Below are 20,251 nucleotides of genomic sequence, written 5' to 3'. Positions count from 1 at the left end.
TCATCCCAAGGCAGTCTGTAGTTGACAGGCAGAACGGTGTCTTTATTTCGCTGCGGGGAGCACCCGATGCCCTGTGCGAATGGGCGGTCTGCTGGTGCCGGCGGTTCGACTGCAGCGCTCATCGATCACGACGACGGGGTGCCTTTCGCAGCGAAACAAAGGGGGAGGCCGCAGGCCGGGGGGCATTCGCGGAGAGGCACCCCGTCGGCGTGATCTCTCCCTGAACAACAGGCCTTCTTCAGGCCGCCAGCCTGTGTGCCGCCCGACCCGCAGGCCGTGCCAGCCCCAGGTGATCGCGCAGCGTGCGCCCCGCGTACTCCGTGCGGAAGATTCCGCGCTTCTGCAGGATCGGCACCACCCCGTCGACGAAATCCTGCAGCCCGTGCGGCAGCGCGTCGGGCATCAGGTTGAAACCGTCCGCCGCACCGGCCCTGAACCAGCGTTCGATGTCGTCCGAGATCTGCTCCGGCGTGCCCACGACCACGCGGTGCCCGCCGCCGCCCGCGAGCTCACGGATCAGCTGGCGCACCGTGTAGCCGTGCGTGCGGCCGGCCGCGACCACCGCGTTGAAGAAGGTGTGGTTGCCGTTGCCGTTGGCGGGCAGCGGCAGGTTGTCGGGCAGGCGCTCGTCGAGCTTCAGCCGGTCTGGCGTGATGCCCAGGGTGCCCGCGATGCGCGTCAGGCTGTAGTCCCACGGGATCAGGTCGACCAGTTCGTCGCGCCGGCGGATGGCCTCGGCCTCGGTGGCGCCGACGATGGTGGTCAGGCCTGCGAGCACCTTCACCGCGTCGGGGCCGCGGCCCAGCTCGGCGGCGCGGGTCTTGAGCGCTCGTGCGTATGCCAGCGATTCCTCGAAGGACTGCGAGGCGGAGAACACCGCCTCCGCATGGCGCGACGCCAGTTCGCGCCCGTCGGCCGAGGCTCCGGCCTGCACCAGCACCGGGTGCCCCTGCGGCGAGCGCGGCAGGTTCAGCGGCCCCTGTACCGCGAAGTGTTCGCCGCGATGCGCGATGGCGTGCACCTTGGCCGTGTCGATGAAGCTGCCGCTGGCCTTGTCGCCGACGAAGGCGTCGTCCTCCCAGCTGTCCCACAGCGCCTTCACGATGGCGGTGAACTCCGAGGCGCGCGCATAGCGCTTCGCATGGTCGGGCACCGCATCGAGGCCGAAGTTGCGCGCCGAGGGCAGGTCGGCCGTGGTCACCACGTTCCAGCCCGCACGGCCGCCGCTCACGTGGTCGAGCGTCGCGAAGCGGCGGGCGATGTTGTAGGGCTCGTTGTAGCTGGTCGAGGCGGTCGCGATCAGGCCGATGTGCGTGGTGGCCGCGGCCACGCAGGCCAGCAGCACCGTGGGCTCCAGCGCTGTGATCGGGCGGAAGTGGATCTGGTCGACGATGGCCGCGTTGTCCGCGAGGAACACCGCGTCGAGCTTGCCTGCCTCGGCGATCTGCGCGGTGCGGACGTAGTGCCGGATGTCGGCGAAGGCCTGCGGATCGCTCTCCGGCAGGCGCCACGCCGAGGGCACGAAGCCCGAATGGAGGATGTTGACGTTGAGGTGCAGCTGCCGCGGCGCGGTCTTGTTCGAAACGCTCATTGGGAGAAGTAGTCGGGCAGCCGGTAGCCGGCCCATGCCGGGTTGGCCCTGAAGAAGCGCTGGAACTCCGCCGACTGGTAGGCCGCCGCGATGTCCTGCGCGAACTTCGCGTTCTCGTTGCTGCGCTTGACGGCGACCACGTTCACGTAGGGCAGCGTCATGTTCTCCAGCTTCAGCGCCTCGGTGAGCTTCAGGCCCGACGCGATCGCGAAGTTGCCCTGGACCGCGGCAATGTCCGCATCGGCCAGCGATCGCGGGGCCTGCGCGGCCTCGAGCGGCACCAGCTTCAGGCGCTTGGGATTGGTGACGATGTCGCGCTCCGACACCGAGATCGGGCTCACGCCCGGCTTGAGCGTCACCCAGCCGATGCCCGCGAGGATGTTGAGCGCGCGCGCCGCATTCACCGGATCGGAGGGCAGCGTGACCGTGGCGCCGTCGGGCACCGCGTCGAGCGACTTGTGGCGCTGCGAATAGAGGCCCATCGGCGGCGTCGGCACGTGCACCACCGGCACCAGGTCGAAGCCCTGCTGCTTGTTGGTGGCGTTGAGGTACAGCGTGTGCTGGAAGATGTTGGCGTCGATCTGGCCGCGCTCGACCGCGTCGTTGGGCTGAACGCCCTGGCTGAACTCGACGTACTTCACGGTGTAGCCCAGCTTCTTCAGCTGGGGCTCGATGCCGTTGGTGAAGGCGTCGCGGTAAGGACCGGGCATGAAGCCCACGCGCAGGTCGGCGGCGTGGGCGGAAAGCTGCGCCGCCAGGCTCAGGGCGAATCCGCCGAGCAGGGGCGCGAAGCGGCGCAGCCAGGACGGCGCGCGCGAAGAGGAAGACATGACGACAACTCCAGGGGGACGGCGGAAAGGAGTTGGGCACTCTAGGGCGCGATGCCCGGGAGGCGAACGAAGATTTGCGCGCTTCCTTATCCGCTGGCCGGATATGGGATGCCGGCCCGGTTCCGGCGGCCCCGGGGCTTCAGGGTGAGAGGATCATCACCTTGCACTGGCTGGGCACGATGCGCATGCCTACCATGTTGCCCCGGTTCTGCGTGCTCAGGCTGGTCATGCGCGTGGCCGGCGTTCCCTTGACCAGCACGGTGAACGCACCCGTCACGTGCCGCGACTGGCTCATGAAGGTCTGCGAGACGATGCCGCCGCCCGCGCCGGTGGTGTCGCCCAGCGTGATCGGCGTGGTGGTCGCCATGTTGTGTGCGGGCATGCACATGAAGAGGATGTTCCAGGCGTTCGGTACGGCCGTGGGGCCGAACGCCATGTTGGGGTATGGGATGGGCGCCATCGCGGCGGGCGGCGTCTTGCAGACGTCGGGAAAGGCGAGGTCCATTCCCATCAGCTGGCAGTTGGCGAACATGGCGGTGCTCCTTTCGGCAATGAAGGCGGGCGGCGGATGGGTCAGCCCATGTGGATCTGCGTGGCATCGACTTTGACGAGATCGCTGGCCGTGACCACGGTGTGCCGGGCGTGCATGCGTGCCGTGCCGCCGGCTTCGCAGTCGAGATGGCCGACGCGGACCTGCTCGGTCTCGTCCACCACGCGCAGTACCCTGCGCGCCATCTGCACCACGCGGTCCGCTACCGATTCGAAGACCTGGCCGACCAGCCGCAGCCTGCCCACCGTGGCGTCGAGCGCCTGGCCCGTGAAGCGCATGTCGTCGACGCGGCACTGGCCGCTGTCGGCCTGCAAATTCCATTGCGCGGCCCGCATCTGCAGCTCCGCCCCGCTGCTAAGCCGCAGGCCGGCCGGGCTCTCGATCGACAGCGCACCGGCCGCATCGAGCCGGCTGACCGAACTGTCGACCTGTTCGAGCACGGCGATCAGGTACACCCGCGCGCTGTCGGGGCCCGAGAGCAGCACCGTATCGCCCGCCTCGGGCCTCAGCAGGCAACTGGCCGCTCGGCGGCAGCGCCAGCTTTCCCCGTGTTCGTCTTCCACCTCGAATTCGGAATCCGGCAGGGAGGCCGTCAGCCGGCCGACGAAATGGACCGGGGTGGCGGTCGTTGCGAGGCCGGGGCGCAGTGGAACGACATTCATGGCTTATTCCTTTTCGAGGTTGGCGGATGTGTTTCTCGGAAAAGCGGGCGTTCGGAGACAGGGCTCAATGCGGGCCGGACCAGGCCTGTGCCTGGAAAAGCTCGGGCTCGTTCTCGATGATTCCGGCGCGGCTGGAAAACCGGGTGCCTTGCTGCTGCGCGCGATGCAGGCGGGTGCGCAGGAAGTGCGCGCCGCCGAGGTCGGCGCCGCTCAGGTCGGCGTACGAGAGGTCGGCATCCTGCATCGCGGCGTCGCGGAAGTTCGCGCCGGCGCAGCGTGCTCGATGGAACACGCAAAGAGGCAGGCGAGCTCCAGAGAAGTCGGTGCGCTCCAGCAGGGCCTCCACCCAGATCGACTGGTCGAAGCGTCCGCCGCTGCAGTCGGCGTCGCCAAGGTCGGCCTCGGCGAACAAGGCCTGGCACGCATCCACGTTGGAGAAGTTCGCCCGCTTCAGCGTCGCGCCCTTGAAGTTGGCCTGGGTGAGCGTGGCGCTGCCGAAGTCGGCTTCGTCCATGCGGCTGTCGGTGAACTGGCACATGGGCAGCGAAAGGCCTGCGAAGTGCTGGCCGCTCATGTCGCACTCCAGGAACATCGCGTTCATGGCCGACGCGCCCTGGAAGACGGCAGTCCTCAGGTCGAGCCGCAGGAAGGTCACGTAGGCCAGCACCGCGCCGCTGAAATCTGCCTGCCCGAGCTGCGACTCGATGAAGCTGGCTCGTTCGAAGCGGGGCGTCCCAAGCCGGCTCTCGGTCAGTTCGCAGCGAAAGAACCTGACGAGGTCGAGCCCGGCCTGCGCAAAGCTGGCCCGCGCCGCGTGGCATTCGGCGAAAGAGGCTCCTTCCAGCTCGGTAGTCTCGAAGCGCGCGGCGTCCATGCGGCTGCGGAAGAACTGCACTTCCTTCAGGCGAGCGAAGGAGAAGTCGCAGCTCGACAGCGTGCAATGCGACAGCGAGCTGCCCTCGAGGTTGGCGTGCGAGAAGTTCGCGCCGCTGAAGTCGACGTCGTCCATCATCGCGCCCGAGAGGTCGAGGCCGCTCAAGTCCCATTCCCTGCAGTCGGCGCTGCCGACCTGGATGCCGTGGCGGACCTTGTCGACGAGTTCATCGCGGGTCATTCGGCGGCGGAGGCGCGTCGCGCGGGCAAGGTTCGGGCGTGCCGCGTGTAGGCGCCGAGCAGATGCGTGGTGCCGTCGATCAGGCTTTGAGACACGTCGGTGCGGAACAGGTTGGCGCCGCTCAGGTCGGCCTGCGTGAAGACCGCCTTGGAGAAGTTGGCATCGATGAGGTTGGCGCCGCGCAGAATGGCGCCGGTGAGGTCGGCCCGCACGAAGAGGCTTTCGCCGGCGATGAGCCGCTCCAGGTTGGCCTCCTGCAGCGCACATTCGGAGAAGTCGCAGTTGTCCAGGCTTGCATTAGCCAGGTCCGCGCGCGTCAGCGGCGTGGTGCGCAGCCCGCAATGCCTGAGCACGCAGCGGCGCAGCACGGCCCCGGCGAGCGTGCTGCCGTGCGCAAAGCTGCATGCGTCTAGCCGTGCGTCGGAGAAGTCGGTCGACAGGCTGCAGTCGGTGGAGACGAAGCCGCAGCGCACCAGCGACGCGTTGACGAAGCGAACGTTCGCCAGCGTGCATTCGAGCCACACCACCTGCCTGAAAGATGCTCCATCGAAGGCGATGCTGCTCATGCGCAGCTTCGTGAGGAACACCTGGTGCCAATCGGCGCCGCGGAAGTCGCACCGGCTGATCTCGCATTCGCCCAGGCGCGTCTGGTCGAACGTGGTGTTGGCCATGTTGCACGACACGAAGCGCGCCTTTTCGCAATTGGCTCCGCTCATGTCGGCGCCGGAGAAATCCGCGAACTCGCATTGCGCACCGCCGAGGTTGGTGTTGCGCAGGGTCGCATTGGGCAGCGAGGCGCGGGCCAGCCTGGCGCGCGCCAGCACCGCGCCGTTGAAGTTGGCGTTCGCGAGCTGGGCTCCCTCGAGGTTGGCGTCCTCGAGGGCGGCGCCGGAAAAATCGGCGCCGTTCAGGTCCATGCCCGAGAGGTCGGCACCGACGAGCCGCATGTTCCGGAAATCGCGCTCGCCCGGAGCTGCCGCCGCCAATTGCCTGCGCAGCTTTGCCGAGCGGAACGAAGGCATCGGCGGCGCGGGGTCGAAGAGGTGGGCGCCGTGGAGGTAACCCTGTCTGATCTGCACCGTCATCCGCTCCCTGGTTCCGGCGGGCATGAGCGCGGGGGCCGGGTCCGGGGTGGCTGGGGAGGCGGCAGGCGTTGCGGCGAGCTGGTCGAGCTGCCGGATGAGCGCATCCGGATCGAAGCGTTGCGGCTGTTCGCGGCTCTTGTGGAGCAGGGCGGGGTCGATCTCGTTTTCCTGCCTGCGGCGCATCCGCGCGCTTTCTGCCTCGAGTCTGTTTCGGGCTTCCATCATTTCTCCCTGCATGCGCTCGAAATGCTCGGGCACTTCGTCGAAGGGCAGCGGTGCGGCCGGGGGCAGGGGGGGCGGCAGGTATCTGTCGGGGTCCACGCCAAGTGCGACGAGTTCCGCGCGCCGTTTCTCGTGTTCGCGCAGTTGCCCGGCGCGAAGGTTGCGCAGCAGTGGCCGCTGCATCGGGTCGGGTGCGTCAAGGGCGCTCCAGTCGCCGAGGATCTCCTTCGGGGCGAGGTCGCTGTCGCGAAAGGCGAGCAGGCTGCCGCGGGCGGTGTCCAGCCGCTGGAGCAGCACCGACTGGTAGTGCTGGGCCGTGCGCGGCTGCCGGGACAACTCCAGCGCCGGCATGATGTGCCGCACGTCCGCCGCGTCGTCCTCGCGCACCGGCAGCACACCGTGCCAGACGAGCGCCACGCGCTCGCGATGCGGAAAGAACCAAGCGGTGGTCAGCCGCAGGGCGATTTCGCTCAGCCCGTTGCCGTCCTTCTCGAAGCTCGCGAAGCAGCGCGCGCGCCAGTCGGGAAGGGGGCCGGAGAGCACCGGCTTGTGCGGGTGCATGTTGAGGATCTCGTAAGGAGCGCCGGGCGGCAGTTCCTGCAGGGCCGGCAAGCGCTGGTCTTCGGGCGCGGCGTTGAAGAAGCGCCAGTCCATGTCCGGAGCGAAGCCGGGGAAGTGACTATCCAGCCAGTGCTGCCCGTAACTGCTGCCCATGAGGGCCATGCGCCGGGGGCTGTCGATGGGCACCGGGCCGAAGCTGGCGGGTGCTACCTCCTGCCCGCGCGAGCGCACCCGACCGTGAACGCCTTCCACGTTGGGCGCGCGGCGGGTGTGCACGCCGTTGATCGTCTCGTCGAACGCCCCGATGCCTCCCGGGTTTTCCGGCACGCCCGGCCCGCCATAGGCATGCGCCCAGTCCAGCGGCATCGCCTCGAAGGGCTGCGGCTCGCTCAGACGGCCGTCGAGCCAGTAGCGGTCTCCGGATACGTGCAGGGACTTATCCAGGCCGGCGATGCGCAGGTGCACGGCGCATTCGGCCTTGTCCTGCTGGTGGCGGGTGTAGGCGTGGCCGCTCGCCAGCACTTCTGGCACGGACTTGGGCACGCCCATGTCGAACACGCCCATGCCGCCGATTTCCTCTCCGACGGTCTGCCACAACTCCTGGTCGGCCAGGAGCTTCGGTTCTGCTTCCAGGCTGGCGAGTGCCGTGACGGCTACGCCGAGCTGGTCGAAGCCCTGCCAGCGATACGGCCGCGTCAGGATGCCCAGGCGCAAGGGTTTGACGGTCTTCATCGGCCTGTGGCCTCCGGTGATGGGCGAAGGCGGGTGAGGTCGTCGCCGTGGTAGGCCGGGGCGGTGCTGCGGCGCTCGAGCACGACTTCACGGCTCACCGGGTCGAAGCGCACGGCGAGGGTCTTTCCGGCCGCGTGCTCGGCCAGCTCGGGCATGGCGATGGCGGTGGTCTGGTCGACGTCGAAGGCTTGGCTGCCTGCCACGGCATGAACCCGAAGATGCAGCTTCGCGATCGCCCACGTGGTGCCTTCGCCCGAACGGCGCTGGCCGGTGTCGGAGAGGGACATCACCAGCGCCATGGCGGGCGTCCCGTTCGCGAGCATGTCGGCAGCCCTGCGCATGCGCACGAGTCGCACGGCGCGCCGGCGGCGCTCGCGCACGAGCGTGACGCATAAGGTGAGCACCAGCCATGCAAGCAGCGGTGCCAGCACCCACCAGATCGTGAAGGAGACATCCGGCATCCGGTCTGAGCGCTCATCCGAAGAGCACGAAACCCTTGAGGGCGCCCCAGAAGCCGCCGGCGTGCTGTTCGGCGACGACGTTCGAGAAGCTCACCGAGCCGAAGTTGGCCTGGTGCGCGTACATGTTCATGATCTGCGCGGTGGCGTCCATCTTCTTGATGTTGCTCGTGAGCGTGAGGCCGGCGTTGCTGTTGTTCACGCCGTAGGTCGCGCTCGACAGACCGGTGGCCACCACGGCCGTGGGCGACCAGTCCCACAGCAGCACGCGGTTCACGCGCTTGACGTGGTTGCCCTCGAAGGTGAAGTCGCCGCTGGCCTTGATGTCGACGTCGCCCGCCGTGGCCTCGATGGTCACCTTCTGCGCCTTGCCGTGGTAGTTGCCGGCCGAAACGGTCGAATTGTGGTCGCCCGTCTCGATGGTTTCCTCCAGGCCGCCCTTGATGTTGTCCTTCCCGCCGCCGCCCACCACGGTGCGCTGCCAGCCGGTCTGGTAGGTTTCCTGCCGGTTGCCGGCGAGCGTCTTGAGTATCGAGTCGCCGGTGTGGATCTCCTCGTCCATGCCCTCCTTCACGTCGACCAGCAGCCCCTTGTCGAAGGTCTCGTGGCGCAGGCCCGCATTGACGACGACCTCCGACTGGCCGCTGAGCACCGTCTCCTTCGAACCGAGCCTGGTGGTGGTCTCGATGCGGTTGTCGAAGAAATGTTCGGTGAGCGCGCCCGAGACGGTGAGCTTGGAGCCGTTGCGGTACTCGGCGGTGTCCTTCTTCTTGATGATGGTGTCGCGCGTGCCGTCGACGGTGAGCGTGTCGGTCTTCAGCACGTGGCTGTTGCGGTGGCCGTCGATGGTCTCGGTCTCATCGTTCTCGACGTGGATCCTCAGGTCGTTCTCCACGTCGATCTCGAAGTCCTTCTCGGCGTGGATTCGCACTAGCTCGCAGCCCGGCGCGTCGTCGAGGATGAACTCGTTGGCGTTGGCGGCCGAGCCGTCCCTGCTGCGGCTGACGAAGCCGCTGACCGTGACGTTGGCCGGCAGTTCGAGCGGCGGCATCTGGTCGGCGTTGTAGACGCGGCCGATGATGATCGGCCGGTCGGGGTGTCCCCCAATGAAGTCGACCACCACTTCCTGGCCCCGGCGGGGATGGTTCACGGCGCCGTAGTTCGAGCCGGCCCATGCGCTGGACACGCGCACCCAGCACGAGCTGTTCTCGTCGCTCCTGCCGTAGCGGTCCCAGCGGAACTGCACCTTTACGCGGCCGTATTGGTCGACCCAGAACTCCTGCCCTGCCTTGCCCACCACGGTGGCCGTCTGGGGGCCGTTGGCCCGCGGCATGGGTGTCACGCGCGGTGCTCGGAAGGCGCAACTGGCGGGTTGCACCGCGAAGTCGAAGCTGTAGGAGGCAGCCTCGCTGCCGCTCGCATAACCTCCTTCGCGCAGCTCATAGGCGACCGACACCACGAGGTACTCGCGGTTGTCGTCTTCTCGGGGGCAGTTCTGCATGGTGAAGCGGTAGCCGGGCGCCATGCCGCGCACGTTGGTGTGGCCGGTGTCGCGCTCGGCCTGGGCCTGCGCCTCCTCGAGGCGGATGCGCGCGTAGTGCTCGCCCTGCTCCGACTCGCTGAAGCCGCCGAGCCATTCGTACATCTCGTACTGGCCATGATCGCCGCCGCGCGGCTGGTTTCGCACGTTCATGAGGTCGGCGCGCGGTTTCTTGAAATCGAAGTCGTCCACCACGTAGCTGCCCGGGCGGATTTCCTCCGTGACCTGCCATTGATCGATCACTTCCTGGAACGGCGCGAGGTCGCGGTCGGTGGCGAGGTAGCTGATCTTCGGATAGGCCGGCAGCGGCCCATGCGCGCCGATGTCGTCGGCCAGCACCAGCGTGTGCTGGCTCTTGCCGTGCTCGAAGAAGTAGTAGATGCCTTCGTGCTCCATCAGCCGGCTGACGAAGGCGAAGTCGGTCTCCTGGTACTGCACACAGTACTCCCACTGCCGGTAGCTGCAGCTGAGCCTCTTCTCGAAAGCGAAGCCGTATTCGGCGAACACCTCCTCGAGGATCTCGACCACCGACTTGTTCTGGAAGATCTTGCAGTCGCTGCTGCGGGTGAGATACCACAGCCAGGGCCGCACGCTTGCCCGGTAGACGATGTGCCGCGAGGTGTCGCCTTCCTTGCCGATCATGGTGAAGCGGACGATCTGGCCGTTGAGGAAGCGCGGTTCCCCGGCCGTCTGTATCTCGAGCGCCAGAGGCTTGCCGAGCACTGCTTTCATGTCGATCGACATGCTCGGGCTCAGCAGGTCGACCTCGAATTCGAACAGTTGCGACAGCCCCTCCGTGCCGCTCATGGAGCGGAACATGAGCTGCTCTTCGCCCAGCGGTGTGTGGGCGCGTACGACTCTGGTCATTCGAGACTCCCTTTGGCTCAAGAACCCCCAAGACGATGCCGGCTGCACCAGCATCGACCACCGCGCGAGCACCCGCAGGCCGCGTTTGCGAACTTAGGTGTGAAACGTTTGCTCGCCCGTGCACACAAGCGCACCACGGTCTGCCTCATCGTTGTGCCAACGAAGCGACGTGAGGCTTTCTTTGCAAGTAGCAGGCCAACGGCCGCGCCGGCCGTGATGCTGCGCCGCGCGTGCGTAAAGAGGGGAGCGGGGGAGCGGGCAGCGGGCCGCTGCCCGCTTCCTCAGGCGATGAACTCTTCGATCATCCGCGCCACGATCCGCGGCTGATCGTGATGAAGCATGTGCCCCGCGTCCTCCAGCCGCTCGATGCGAACGTTGCCCACCGACTTCAGCCGCTCGTGGAATTCGTCGAGGGTGTAGCGGTTCTTCCACCAGCCGTGGAGGCTGTCGTCGGAGGCCTCCACCATCAGCAGCGGCGCGGTGATGCGCGAATAGAGGGCCAGCGTCTCGTCGACACGGAAGATGTGGGCGTTGACGATCTTGTGCGCCGCGTCGCCCAGGATCTGCCAGCGCTCGCTGCCGTCGGGCTGCGCGTGGCTCACCGACCAGTGGTTCGCGAGCCAGGCGGCCTTGTCTGGCGTGAGGCGCGGGTTGGTCTTCATGAGGCGGCGGGCCACGCCGTCCACGGCCGAGTAGCCGGCCAGGGCCATCTCGCCGCGGTGCAGGCGCTTGAGTTCGTCGATCCACTGGCCGTAGCGCGAGGGCGCCTCTTCGGGCTTGCGCGCGGGCATGCCGAAGCCTTCGAGGTTGACGAGGCGGCGGATGCGCTGCGGCCGCACGCCGGCGTAGTGCATGGCGACGTTGCCGCCCATGCTGTGGCCGACGAGGTCGACCTGCCTGGCATCGTCGCCTTCGCCCGCGTAGTGGTCGAGCAGCCATTCGAGGTCCGCCAGGTAGTCGGCCATCCAGTAGTTGTCGACGCCGCCGCCGTCAGTGAGGCCGAAGCCGCGCCAGTCGGGGGCGATGATGAAGCGCTCTTCCTCCATCGCGTCGACCACGAACTGCCATGAGGCCGCCACGTCCATCCAGCCGTGGGCCAGCACCAGCGGCGGGCGCTCGTCGGAGGGCTGGCCCCACAGGCGCACGTGGTAGCTGAGGTTGCGCACGGGCACGAATTCGCTGCGGGAGGGGCGGAGGGCTTGGTACATGGGCGCCGATGATAAGGAGGCCTTTGTACTGACGCAGTCCGGCACAGGACAGCGGCCGGGGCCGTGCATGGGCGCATCGCGCTCGGGTTTTGGCGCGGCGGCCAGCGGGCCGTGGGGCGCGGCGGTAGCATCCCGCGCATGAAAAAGATCCAACTCGGTCAAAGCGACCTGCACGTCACCCCGATCTGCCTCGGCACGATGACCTTCGGCGAACAGGTCGACGAGCCCACCTCCCATGCCATCCTGAGCCGCTCGCTGGAGCGGGGCATCGACTTCATCGACACCGCCGAGATGTACTCGGTGCCCGCGCGCAAGGAAACCTACTCCGTCACCGAGACCATCATCGGCAACTGGTTCGCCGCCAACCCCGGCGCGCGCCAGAAGCTGGTGGTCGCGACCAAGGTGGCGGGCCCCTCGCGCGGCATGCCCTGGGTGCGCGAAGGCAGCGGCATGACGGCTGCGGACATCGAGGCATCGTGCAACGGCAGCCTGAAGCGGCTGCGCACCGACGTCATCGACCTCTACCAGATCCACTGGCCCGAGCGCCACGTGCCCGCCTTCGGCAACATCTACTACGACCCGTCCAAGGAAACCTCGAAGACTTCCATCCACGAGCAGCTCGAGGCGCTCGGCAAGCTGGTGAAGGCGGGCAAGGTGCGCGCCATCGGCCTGTCGAACGAAACGCCCTACGGTGTGCACGAGTTCGTGCGGCTCGCCGAGCAGCACGGCCTGCCGCGCGTGGCGACGGTGCAGAACGTCTACAACCTCATCAGCCGCGGTCACGAGAACGGGCTCGACGAAACGATGCACCGGCTGGGTGTGTCGCTGCTGGCCTACTCGCCGCTGGCCTTCGGCCTGCTGACCGGCAAGTACGACCAGAGTGGGATCGAAGGGCCCGATGCGCCGAAGGGTGCGCGCATCTCGAGCTACGAATCGGTGCGCAAGCAGCGCTGGGGCCGCCCCGATTCGCTGCGTGCCGCGAAGCGCTACAACCAGCTGGCCCGCGACAACGGCCTGACGCCCACGCAGCTGGCGCTGGCCTTCTGCTACACCAAGTGGCAGGTCGCGAGCACGATCATCGGCGTGACTTCGCTGGCGCAGCTGGAAGAAGACCTCGACGTGTACGGCACCACGCTGTCGCCGGAAATCCTGGCCGAGATCGACAAGATCCGCTGGGACATCCGCGATCCGGCGGCCTGATCCTGGTTCCTGATCCGTCAGCGGGCGCATTCGCCGTTCGCTGCGGCCAGCGCCAGGGCAGGCAGGCTCAACAGGCCCATGCCGCCGCCCTTGAACTCGCCCTTCCTGCAGTCGCCGCGCGCGGCGCCTGCGACGCCCGAGCCGAGCCTGGAGTCGAAGCCCGAGCGCGGGCTGCCGTCGAGGTCCTCGGCGGCCCGTTCGGCGAAGGAGCGTTCACGGCCGATGTCGCGCAGGGCGCGGCGCGTGCTTTCCGAGTGGAGGATCAGCGGCGGCGGGGACGCCTGGCTTTCGGCTTGTGACGGCGCAGCAGCGGCGACCGGTGTCTCGGGAGCGGGGATCGATCTGGCGCGAGCGGATTGCGGGGGACGCCTGACGGCAGGGCGCTGCGACGATGCGGAAGGCGGCGATTGCGCCACCGCTTTTGCGGGAGGCTGTGCCCGCACCATTTCCACGACGATGCGTTCCGCCGTCCCGACGATGCGTCCATGCGGCTTTGTCGCAACCACCAGCAGCCAGAGCACCGCCGCGTGCATTGCCGCGACCATCAGCACGAGCGTCGTGAGGGCGGGGCGGCGCAACGGAGGGAACGAAATCGCGTTCACCGGGGCTGGCGTATGCTGCATGGCTCGAGCGAATTCGATGTGGTGCGGCAGATTCTTGCTGCGGCGCATCGGATTTTCTGAAGTGATCCTGAACCAGAAGTTGCCACCCAGATGGCCAAGAAAAGCGCCCACACCTCCGAGACACCCGCCACGCAGCTGCTGCGCGCGCACAAGATCGCCTTCACCGAGCATCCCTACGAATACGTCGAGCACGGCGGCGCCCAGCGCGGCGCCGAGATGCTGGGGCTGGACCCGTTCACTGTCATCAAGACGCTGGTGATGCAGGACCAGGACGCCAAGCCGCTGATCGTGCTGATGCACGGCAACCGCACGGTGTCGACGAAGAATCTCGCGCGCCAGATCGGCGCCAAGTCGGTCGAGCCCTGCAAGCCCGAGGTGGCGCAGCGGCACAGCGGCTACATGGTGGGCGGCACTTCGCCCTTCGGCACGCGGCGCGAGATGCCGGTGTACGTGGAGTCGAGCATCCTCGAGTTGCCGCGCATCGTGCTCAACGGCGGGCGGCGCGGCTACCTGATAGGCATCGATCCTCAGGTGTGCGTGGCGCTGCTGGGCGCGAAGCCCGTGCAATGCGCGCTGGCAGAATAGCCGCCGCCATGGCGACGTCCCTCACCCTCCAGCGATCCCTCTCGCGCATCCAGGCGGTCGTCGCCGAATAGAACAACAACCACCCTCCGCGGAGTGCCGTCTTGAGCTTCACCTTGCCTTCCATCATCGCCATCGTGGCGTCGTACCTGATCGGCTCGCTTTCCTTCGCGGTCATCGTGAGCAAGGCGCTCGGCATGGCCGATCCGCGCAGCTACGGCAGCAAGAACCCCGGCGCCACCAACGTGCTGCGCTCGGGCAACAAGGGCGCGGCGCTCGCCACGCTGCTGCTCGATGCGCTCAAGGGCTGGGTGCCGGTGTTCCTGATCCACCAGTTCGGCGCGCAATGGGGCTTGGGCGAGGGCGTTGCCGCGGTGGCTGGCGTGGCCGCGTTCCTCGGCCACCTGTACCCGGTGTTCTTCGGCTTCCAGGGCGGCAAGGGCGTGGCCACGGCGGCCGGCGTGCTGGTGGGTATCGCGCCGTGGCTGGGGCTGGCCACGGGTGCCACCTGGCTCATCATCGCGATCTTCTTCCGCTACTCCTCGCTGTCGTCGCTGGTGGCCGCCTTCTTCGCGCCGGCCTACTACCTGATCGGCGGCGGCATCGCCTGGCCGCTGGACCGCACGGCGCTGGTCGCGATCATCGTCATGAGCCTGCTGCTGATCTGGCGGCACCGCGAGAACATCCGCCGGCTCGCCGCCGGCACGGAGTCGAAGCTCGGCTCCAAGAAGAAATCAACCTGAACCGTAGAAAGAACACGCTCCATGGCTTCCATCACCCGCTACCACGTCGGCCCGCGTCTTTCGGAGACGGCCGTGCACAACGGCACCATCTACCTCGCTGGCCAGGTGCCCGACGACACCACGCAGGACATCCGCGGCCAGACCACGCAGGTGCTCGGCATGGTCGACCGCCTGCTCGCCGAGGCCGGCAGCGACAAGTCGCGCATCCTCATGACGCAGATCTTCCTGGCCGACATCAACGACATCACCGCCATGAACGAGGTGTGGGACGCCTGGATCCCGGCCGGCAACACGCCGCCGCGCGCCACCGTGCAGGCCAAGATGGCCAACACGGCCTACAAGATCGAGATCGTGGTGACGGCCGCCCAGGCCTGATCCGACAGGGTTCTTTTCGCGAGGGCCGCCGCGCACGGCCGCCCGAAGCGGCCGGCCCGCCCCCGGTAGGGGGTTGGCGAAGCGCACGCAGTGCGCGCAGCCTGGGGGCGAGCAATCAATATCGCTTCTCCAGGACCATCTGGTCCGCGTCGCGGCGCATCGAGAAGCGGTTGATGAAGCTGTTGCCAAGCAGCACGAAGGGCATGGCCTGCTGCGAGACGATGGCGTCGATGTCGTACACCTCCACGTCGCCCACGCGCACCGACTGCAGGCGCAGCTTGTAGCCGGTAGCCGTGCCGTTGGCGGTGTTCATCAGCACGCGCTGGCCCTTGCTGTAGTCCAGTCCGATGCGCTGGGCGTCGTCGGCCGACAGCGCGATGGCCGTGGCGCCCGTGTCGAGCATGAAGGTGACCGGCCGGCCGTTGATGGCGCCCTGGGTCATGAAGTGCCCGCGGCTGTCGGCCGACAGCACCACGCGGCTTCCGCCGCCGCCCGAGCCCCCACCGCCGCCGATGCTCACCGGCGTGTCCATGCGCAGGTTGACGCGCTTGCCCTCCATCTCGACCACCGCCTGCTCTGCCTGCAGCGAGATCAGCTTCACGCCCTGGTAGCTCTCGCCGACCGCCACCGTCTTGGGCGGATTGCCGTTCACGATCAGGATCGCCCGGCTGCCGATGCTGCCGGTCAGGGTGACCGAGCCAGCTGCGTGCGCCACGGCGGCGGCAACGAAGAGCTGCGCGGCGACGAGAAGATGTTTCATACGAGGCTTGCTGCTCCAAGTGCCAGATATCGGTCGTGCGACCCGAATAGACCAGGAATACCGCGGAACCGGCTCCGCCGGGCCGCCGGTATTGCCCCCGGCGAGGGGGTTGGCGGCCACACGAAGTGGGCAAGCCTGGGGGGAGGACCGCTATCAGTCCCTGAAGTTGTTGAAGGTGAGGGGCATGTCCGGCACGTCCTTCTTGATCAGCGCCATGGCCGCCTGCAGGTCGTCGCGCTTGGCGCCCGTGACGCGCACCGCGTCGCCCTGGATCGCCGCCTGAACCTTGAGCTTGCTGTCCTTGATGACGCGGGTGATCTTCTTGGCCTGCTCGCTCTCGATGCCGTTCTTGATCTTGATGACCTGCTTGACCTTGTCGCCGCCCATCTTCTGGACGTCGCCCTTGTCGAGGAAGCGCACGTCGACGTTGCGCTTGGTGAGCTTGTTGCGAAGGATGTCCTCGACCTGGACGAGCTGGAACTCGGCGTCTCCGATCATCGTGATTTCCTTGTCCTTGAGCTCGACGGCGGCGGCTGTGCCTTTGAAATCGAAGCGCGTGGCGATTTCCTTGGCGGTGTTCTCGACTGCGTTCTTCACCTCGGGAAGGTTGGGTTCGCAGACGGTATCGAAGGACGGCATGGACTCTCTCCTGAATTCTTCACGGGTGCAGATGCGACAATTCTCCCATGATCGTGGAGTCCAACGTCCCGCTGCAGCCCTACAACAGCTTCGGCATCGTCGCGCGCGCACAGCATCTCGCGCGCATTGCAGGCGAGGCCGATCTGGCCGCGCTGCGCGACGATCCGGCATGGCGCGACGCGCCCCGTTTCGTGCTGGGCGGCGGCAGCAACATCGTGCTGACGGGCGACGTGAAATCGCTGGTGCTGAAGGTCGAGATCAAGGGCCTGCGCCTGCTCGAGGAAACCCCGCGCGCCTGGATCGTGGAGGCCGGCGCCGGCGAAACCTGGCACGACGCCGTCGAATGGATGGTGCGCAACGGCTATCCGGGGCTCGAGAACCTGGCGCTGATCCCGGGAACGGTGGGCGGCTCGCCGGTGCAGAACATCGGCGCCTATGGCGTCGAGCTGCAGGACCGCTTCGACTCGCTCGACGCCTTCGACTGGGAGACCGGCCGCAGCTTCAGCCTCGACGCGGCCCAGTGCGCCTTCGGCTACCGCGATTCGGTCTTCAAGCATGCGCGCAGCAGCCCGAACGACTTCGGCCTGGCGGGCAGGGCGGTGATCACCCGGGTGCGCTTTCGCCTGCCCAAGCCGTGGAAACCGGTGGTCGGCTACCTCGATCTCGAGCGGAAGATGGAGGAAAGCGGCAACTTCACGCCGAGCGCGCAGGACATCTTCGACTGGATCTGTGCCATCCGCCGCGCCAAGCTGCCCGACTGGCGCGTGCTGGGCAATGCCGGCAGCTTCTTCAAGAACCCGACGGTCACGCCCGAGCAGTGCGCCGACATCATCGCGCGCGACCCGAAGATCGTTCACTACCCGATGGACGACGGCAGCATCAAGCTGGCTGCGGGCTGGCTCATCGACGCCTGCGGATGGAAAGGCAAGTCGGTGGGCAATGCCGGCGTCTACGAGCGGCAGGCTCTGGTGCTGGTCAATCGCGGCGGCCGCGAGAACCCTGTGACCGGCGGCGAGGTGATGACGCTCGCCAAGGCCATCCAGACCAGCGTGTACGAGCGTTTCGGCATCCGGCTGGAGCCGGAACCGGTGGTGGTCTGACGGATCGTCGGGCGACATGGATCTCGACTTCCTGCACCTGAATTTCCGCCGCCGCATCGGCGCCCTCGTCTGGGCTCGCCGAGCCGTGCCCGTGGTCGCACTGCTGGCGCTCTTCCTCGGAACGCGTCGCTGGGGCTCGATGGTGGCGGTGATCGTCTTCGCGCTGCTGTTCGCGGCGGTCCTCAAGTTCCTCGAGACCAGCCTGCGGCGGCAGTTCATCCGCGAGGCGCGGCTGCCGCCCTTCCTGGTCGGCAAGCTGTGCCAGGCGCATCCGCAGCTCAGCCGGCGCGACGCCGAACTGGTGCTGCGCGGCCTGCGCCAGTTCTTCATGGCGCACCTGCGCAGCGATCGCAAGTTCGTGGCCATGCCCTCGAAGGTGGTCGACACGGCGTGGCACGAGTTCATCCTGCACACGCAGGGCTACCAGAACTGGTGCAAGGCGGCCTTCGGCGGCATGCTGCACCACAGCCCGGCGGAGGTGCTGGGCCGCGACCCCAAGCGCAACGACGGCCTGCGCCGCACCTGGTACTGGGCCTGCAAGGAAGAGAGCATCGACCCGCGCAAGCCGGCGCGGCTGCCGCTGCTGTTCGCGCTGGACATCAAGTTCGCCATCGAAGGCGGCTTCCATTACGTGCCCGACTGCCGCGCGATTGAGCGGCACATCGGCTCGGACGCCCACTGCGGCACCAGTTTCGGTGATTCATCTTCTGACAGCGGCAGTTCGGGCGACGCCGGCGGCTTCGGCGGCAGCGAGTCGAGCAGCAGCAGCGATGGCGGCTCCAGCGACGGCGGTTCGTCCGATGGCGGAAGCGGATGCGGCGGCGGGGGTTGCGGAGGCGGCTGCGGCGGAGGCGGCGGAGACTGATCTTCTCCTCGCGTCACCCATGAAAAACGGGCCCCGAGGGGCCCGTTGTCATTGGAGCGTTCCGTTGCCGGTCAGCTCGCGTCGCCGTCGTTCGCCAGCTTCGGCAGCGATGCGCCTTCGCTGGACGACAGCAGGCCGGTGCGGGTGTAGATGCCCAGCTTCTCGCGCGTGTCGGCGATGTCGAGGTTGCGCATCGTCAGCTGGCCGATGCGATCCAGCGGCGTGAACGCGCCTTCGACCTTCTCCATGCTCAGGCGCTCGGGCTTGTACGTGAGGTTGGCCGACTCGGTGTTCATGATCGAGTAGTCGTTGCCGCGGCGCAGCTCGACCGTCACTTCGCCGGTGATGGCGCGCGCCACCCAGCGCTGGGCCGTCTCGCGCAGCATGATGGCCTGCGGGTCGAACCAGCGGCCCTGGTAGAGCAGGCGTCCGAGCTTGCGGCCGTTCTCGCGGTACTGCTCGATGGTGTCCTCGTTGTGGATGCCGGTGACCAGGCGCTCGTAGGCGATGAACAGCAGAGCCAGGCCGGGAGCCTCGTAGATGCCGCGGCTCTTGGCCTCGATGATGCGGTTCTCGATCTGGTCGCTCATGCCCAGGCCGTGGCGGCCGCCGATGCGGTTGGCTTCCAGGATCAGCTCGACCAGGTTCGAGTAGCGCACGCCGTTCAGCGCGACCGGCACGCCTTCCTCGAAGCGCACCGACACGGTCTCGCGCTTGACCTCGACCTCGTCCTTCCAGAAGGCAACGCCCATGATCGGCTGAACGATGGTGATGCCGCTGTTCAGGTGCTCCAGGTCCTTGGCCTCGTGCGTTGCGCCGAGCATGTTGGAGTCGGTGGAGTAGGCCTTCTCGGCCGACATCTTGTAGGCGAAGCCGGCCTTCTGCATGAATGCCGACATCTCGGCGCGGCCGCCCAGCTCGTCGATGAAGACCTGGTCGAGCCAGGGCTTGTAGATCTTGAGGGCGGGGTTGGTCAGCAGGCCATAGCGGTAGAAGCGCTCGATGTCGTTGCCCTTGTAGGTGCTGCCGTCGCCCCAGATGTGGACGTCGTCTTCCTTCATGGCCGACACGAGCATGGTGCCGGTGACGGCGCGGCCCAGAGGCGTGGTGTTGAAGTAGGTGACGCCCGCGGTGGTGACGTGGAAGGCGCCGGCCTGCAGGGCGGCGATGCCTTCGTTGGCCAGCTGGGCGCGGCAGTCGATCAGGCGGGCGTTCTCGGCGCCGTAGAGCATCGCCTTGCGGGGGATCTCGTCGTAGTCGGGCTCGTCGGGCTGGCCGAGGTTGGCGGTGTAGGCGTAGGGAATCGCGCCCTTGTTGCGCATCCAGTGGAGCGCCGCGCTGGTGTCCAGGCCGCCGGAGAAGGCGATGCCGACCTTCTGGCCGGCGGGAACGTTTTGGAGGATGGTCGACATGATGGGAGGTCCGTTGGTGTTGGCGCGGTTCAATGGTTCATGACATTCGTGGCGCGGCTGTGTGCCGTGGATACCGTGGAACCGGCTTCACCGGGCCACTGGCATCGCCCCCTGCAACGGGGTTGGAGAAGCGACACGAAGTGCGCGAAGCCTGGGGGTTTACCCAAAATGACAGATGTAGCTGTAGGGCTCGCCCGTCACGCGGATCTTGAAGCTCGAGTTGCCGGGCACGTTGAACTTCTGGCCGGGGCCCGAGGCGATCCAGTCGTCGGAACCTGCAAGCTGGTATTCGCAGCTGCCGGCGGTGCCTTCCATGATCTCGGGGGCGCCGGTGTTGAAGGTGAGGGTGGACGGCAGGATCACGCCGACCGATTTCTTGGTGCCGTCCGCGAGGGTGAGGCTGTGGCTCACGCACTTGCCGTCGAAATACACATTGGCCTTGGTGGCCACTGCGGCGCTGTTCAGAGTGTCGGTAGTCGTCGTCATTGGGTGGCGCCTGGGCCTTGGCGGCCGGCGAATCGAGGACGCACCG

General features: G+C 67.4%; 20 protein-coding genes. 6 read left to right on the top strand and 14 right to left on the bottom strand.

Features of this window, described 5'->3' with window-relative positions; all coding sequences use genetic code 11:
* Positions 1–238 precede the first annotated feature (238 nt).
* From ACTJLF_RS33090 to ACTJLF_RS33050, 9 genes are all read right to left on the bottom strand, one after another.
* Complete coding sequence (locus tag ACTJLF_RS33090) at positions 239–1,591, bottom strand: LLM class flavin-dependent oxidoreductase (protein WP_440884751.1); 1,353 nt, start codon at positions 1,589–1,591, stop codon at positions 239–241.
* A complete protein-coding gene (locus ACTJLF_RS33085; protein ID WP_132802777.1) occupies positions 1,588–2,421 on the bottom strand; it encodes a MetQ/NlpA family ABC transporter substrate-binding protein in 834 nt (277 codons plus the stop codon). The genes ACTJLF_RS33090 and ACTJLF_RS33085 overlap by 4 nt, the downstream gene beginning before the upstream one ends.
* A gap of 139 nt (positions 2,422–2,560) precedes the next feature.
* Positions 2,561–2,953: a DUF4150 domain-containing protein gene (locus tag ACTJLF_RS33080; RefSeq protein ID WP_019658249.1), complete on the bottom strand. Its 393-nt coding sequence runs from the start codon at positions 2,951–2,953 to the stop codon at positions 2,561–2,563.
* 41 nt (positions 2,954–2,994) lie between these two features.
* On the bottom strand, positions 2,995–3,633 hold the full coding sequence (locus ACTJLF_RS33075; RefSeq protein ID WP_019658250.1) for a DUF3540 domain-containing protein: 639 nt from the start codon (positions 3,631–3,633) through the stop codon (positions 2,995–2,997).
* A gap of 64 nt (positions 3,634–3,697) precedes the next feature.
* Positions 3,698–4,747 (bottom strand): pentapeptide repeat-containing protein, encoded by a 1,050-nt coding sequence (locus tag ACTJLF_RS33070; RefSeq protein ID WP_440884750.1) that lies wholly within the window; start codon positions 4,745–4,747, stop codon positions 3,698–3,700.
* On the bottom strand, positions 4,744–7,347 hold the full coding sequence (locus tag ACTJLF_RS33065; RefSeq protein WP_440884749.1) for a DUF2169 family type VI secretion system accessory protein: 2,604 nt from the start codon (positions 7,345–7,347) through the stop codon (positions 4,744–4,746). Before ACTJLF_RS33065 ends, ACTJLF_RS33070 begins: the two co-directional genes overlap by 4 nt.
* Positions 7,344–7,808 carry a hypothetical protein gene (locus ACTJLF_RS33060; protein WP_132802783.1) on the bottom strand — a complete coding sequence of 155 codons (465 nt, stop codon included), beginning with the start codon at positions 7,806–7,808 and terminating at the stop codon, positions 7,344–7,346. The genes ACTJLF_RS33065 and ACTJLF_RS33060 overlap by 4 nt, the downstream gene beginning before the upstream one ends.
* 13 nt (positions 7,809–7,821) lie before the next feature.
* Positions 7,822–10,212, bottom strand: a complete 2,391-nt coding sequence (locus ACTJLF_RS33055; protein ID WP_440884748.1) for a type VI secretion system Vgr family protein — start codon at positions 10,210–10,212, stop codon at positions 7,822–7,824.
* Between the two features lie 281 nt (positions 10,213–10,493).
* Positions 10,494–11,420, bottom strand: coding sequence for an alpha/beta fold hydrolase (locus ACTJLF_RS33050; protein ID WP_132802787.1), 927 nt, complete (start codon positions 11,418–11,420; stop codon positions 10,494–10,496).
* Between the two features lie 138 nt (positions 11,421–11,558).
* On the opposite strand from ACTJLF_RS33050, the gene ACTJLF_RS33045 reads away from it, so the two are divergent.
* Complete coding sequence (locus ACTJLF_RS33045; RefSeq protein WP_019658256.1) at positions 11,559–12,620, top strand: aldo/keto reductase; 1,062 nt, start codon at positions 11,559–11,561, stop codon at positions 12,618–12,620.
* 17 nt (positions 12,621–12,637) lie between these two features.
* On the opposite strand, the gene ACTJLF_RS33040 is transcribed toward ACTJLF_RS33045, so the two are convergent.
* Positions 12,638–13,291: a hypothetical protein gene (locus tag ACTJLF_RS33040; protein ID WP_132802789.1), complete on the bottom strand. Its 654-nt coding sequence runs from the start codon at positions 13,289–13,291 to the stop codon at positions 12,638–12,640.
* 42 nt (positions 13,292–13,333) lie between these two features.
* On the opposite strand from ACTJLF_RS33040, the gene ACTJLF_RS33035 reads away from it, so the two are divergent.
* The 3 genes from ACTJLF_RS33035 to ACTJLF_RS33025 all read left to right on the top strand — a co-directional run bounded on the left by ACTJLF_RS33035 (position 13,334) and on the right by ACTJLF_RS33025 (position 14,943).
* Positions 13,334–13,828 (top strand): aminoacyl-tRNA deacylase, encoded by a 495-nt coding sequence (locus ACTJLF_RS33035; RefSeq protein WP_019658258.1) that lies wholly within the window; start codon positions 13,334–13,336, stop codon positions 13,826–13,828.
* 101 nt (positions 13,829–13,929) lie between these two features.
* Positions 13,930–14,568 carry a glycerol-3-phosphate 1-O-acyltransferase PlsY gene (gene plsY / locus ACTJLF_RS33030; protein ID WP_019658259.1) on the top strand — a complete coding sequence of 213 codons (639 nt, stop codon included), beginning with the start codon at positions 13,930–13,932 and terminating at the stop codon, positions 14,566–14,568.
* Positions 14,569–14,589: 21 nt separating this feature from the next.
* Positions 14,590–14,943 carry a RidA family protein gene (locus ACTJLF_RS33025; protein ID WP_132802791.1) on the top strand — a complete coding sequence of 118 codons (354 nt, stop codon included), beginning with the start codon at positions 14,590–14,592 and terminating at the stop codon, positions 14,941–14,943.
* 115 nt (positions 14,944–15,058) lie between these two features.
* On the opposite strand, the gene ACTJLF_RS33020 is transcribed toward ACTJLF_RS33025, so the two are convergent.
* Both ACTJLF_RS33020 and ACTJLF_RS33015 read right to left on the bottom strand, forming a co-directional pair.
* Positions 15,059–15,703, bottom strand: a complete 645-nt coding sequence (locus ACTJLF_RS33020) for a TIGR02281 family clan AA aspartic protease (protein ID WP_132802793.1) — start codon at positions 15,701–15,703, stop codon at positions 15,059–15,061.
* A 153-nt stretch (positions 15,704–15,856) separates the two neighbouring features.
* Positions 15,857–16,342 carry a YajQ family cyclic di-GMP-binding protein gene (locus ACTJLF_RS33015; RefSeq protein WP_019658262.1) on the bottom strand — a complete coding sequence of 162 codons (486 nt, stop codon included), beginning with the start codon at positions 16,340–16,342 and terminating at the stop codon, positions 15,857–15,859.
* Between the two features lie 47 nt (positions 16,343–16,389).
* Between ACTJLF_RS33015 and murB the strand changes: the two genes are divergently transcribed.
* Positions 16,390–17,442, top strand: coding sequence for a UDP-N-acetylmuramate dehydrogenase (murB, locus tag ACTJLF_RS33010; protein ID WP_019658263.1), 1,053 nt, complete (start codon positions 16,390–16,392; stop codon positions 17,440–17,442).
* Positions 17,443–17,458: 16 nt separating this feature from the next.
* Positions 17,459–18,307 carry a hypothetical protein gene (locus ACTJLF_RS33005; protein ID WP_132802795.1) on the top strand — a complete coding sequence of 283 codons (849 nt, stop codon included), beginning with the start codon at positions 17,459–17,461 and terminating at the stop codon, positions 18,305–18,307.
* A gap of 71 nt (positions 18,308–18,378) precedes the next feature.
* Here ACTJLF_RS33005 and argG read toward each other — a convergent pair whose 3' ends face one another.
* Positions 18,379–19,719 carry an argininosuccinate synthase gene (gene argG / locus ACTJLF_RS33000; RefSeq protein WP_019658265.1) on the bottom strand — a complete coding sequence of 447 codons (1,341 nt, stop codon included), beginning with the start codon at positions 19,717–19,719 and terminating at the stop codon, positions 18,379–18,381.
* A 159-nt stretch (positions 19,720–19,878) separates the two neighbouring features.
* Positions 19,879–20,205 (bottom strand): pyrimidine/purine nucleoside phosphorylase, encoded by a 327-nt coding sequence (locus ACTJLF_RS32995; RefSeq protein ID WP_019658266.1) that lies wholly within the window; start codon positions 20,203–20,205, stop codon positions 19,879–19,881.
* Positions 20,206–20,251 lie beyond the last annotated feature (46 nt).

This window comes from Variovorax sp. 22077 (assembly GCF_052044195.1).
Lineage (GTDB): Bacteria > Pseudomonadota > Gammaproteobacteria > Burkholderiales > Burkholderiaceae_C > Variovorax > Variovorax atrisoli.
This window is presented reverse-complemented; position numbering and strand designations above follow the sequence as displayed.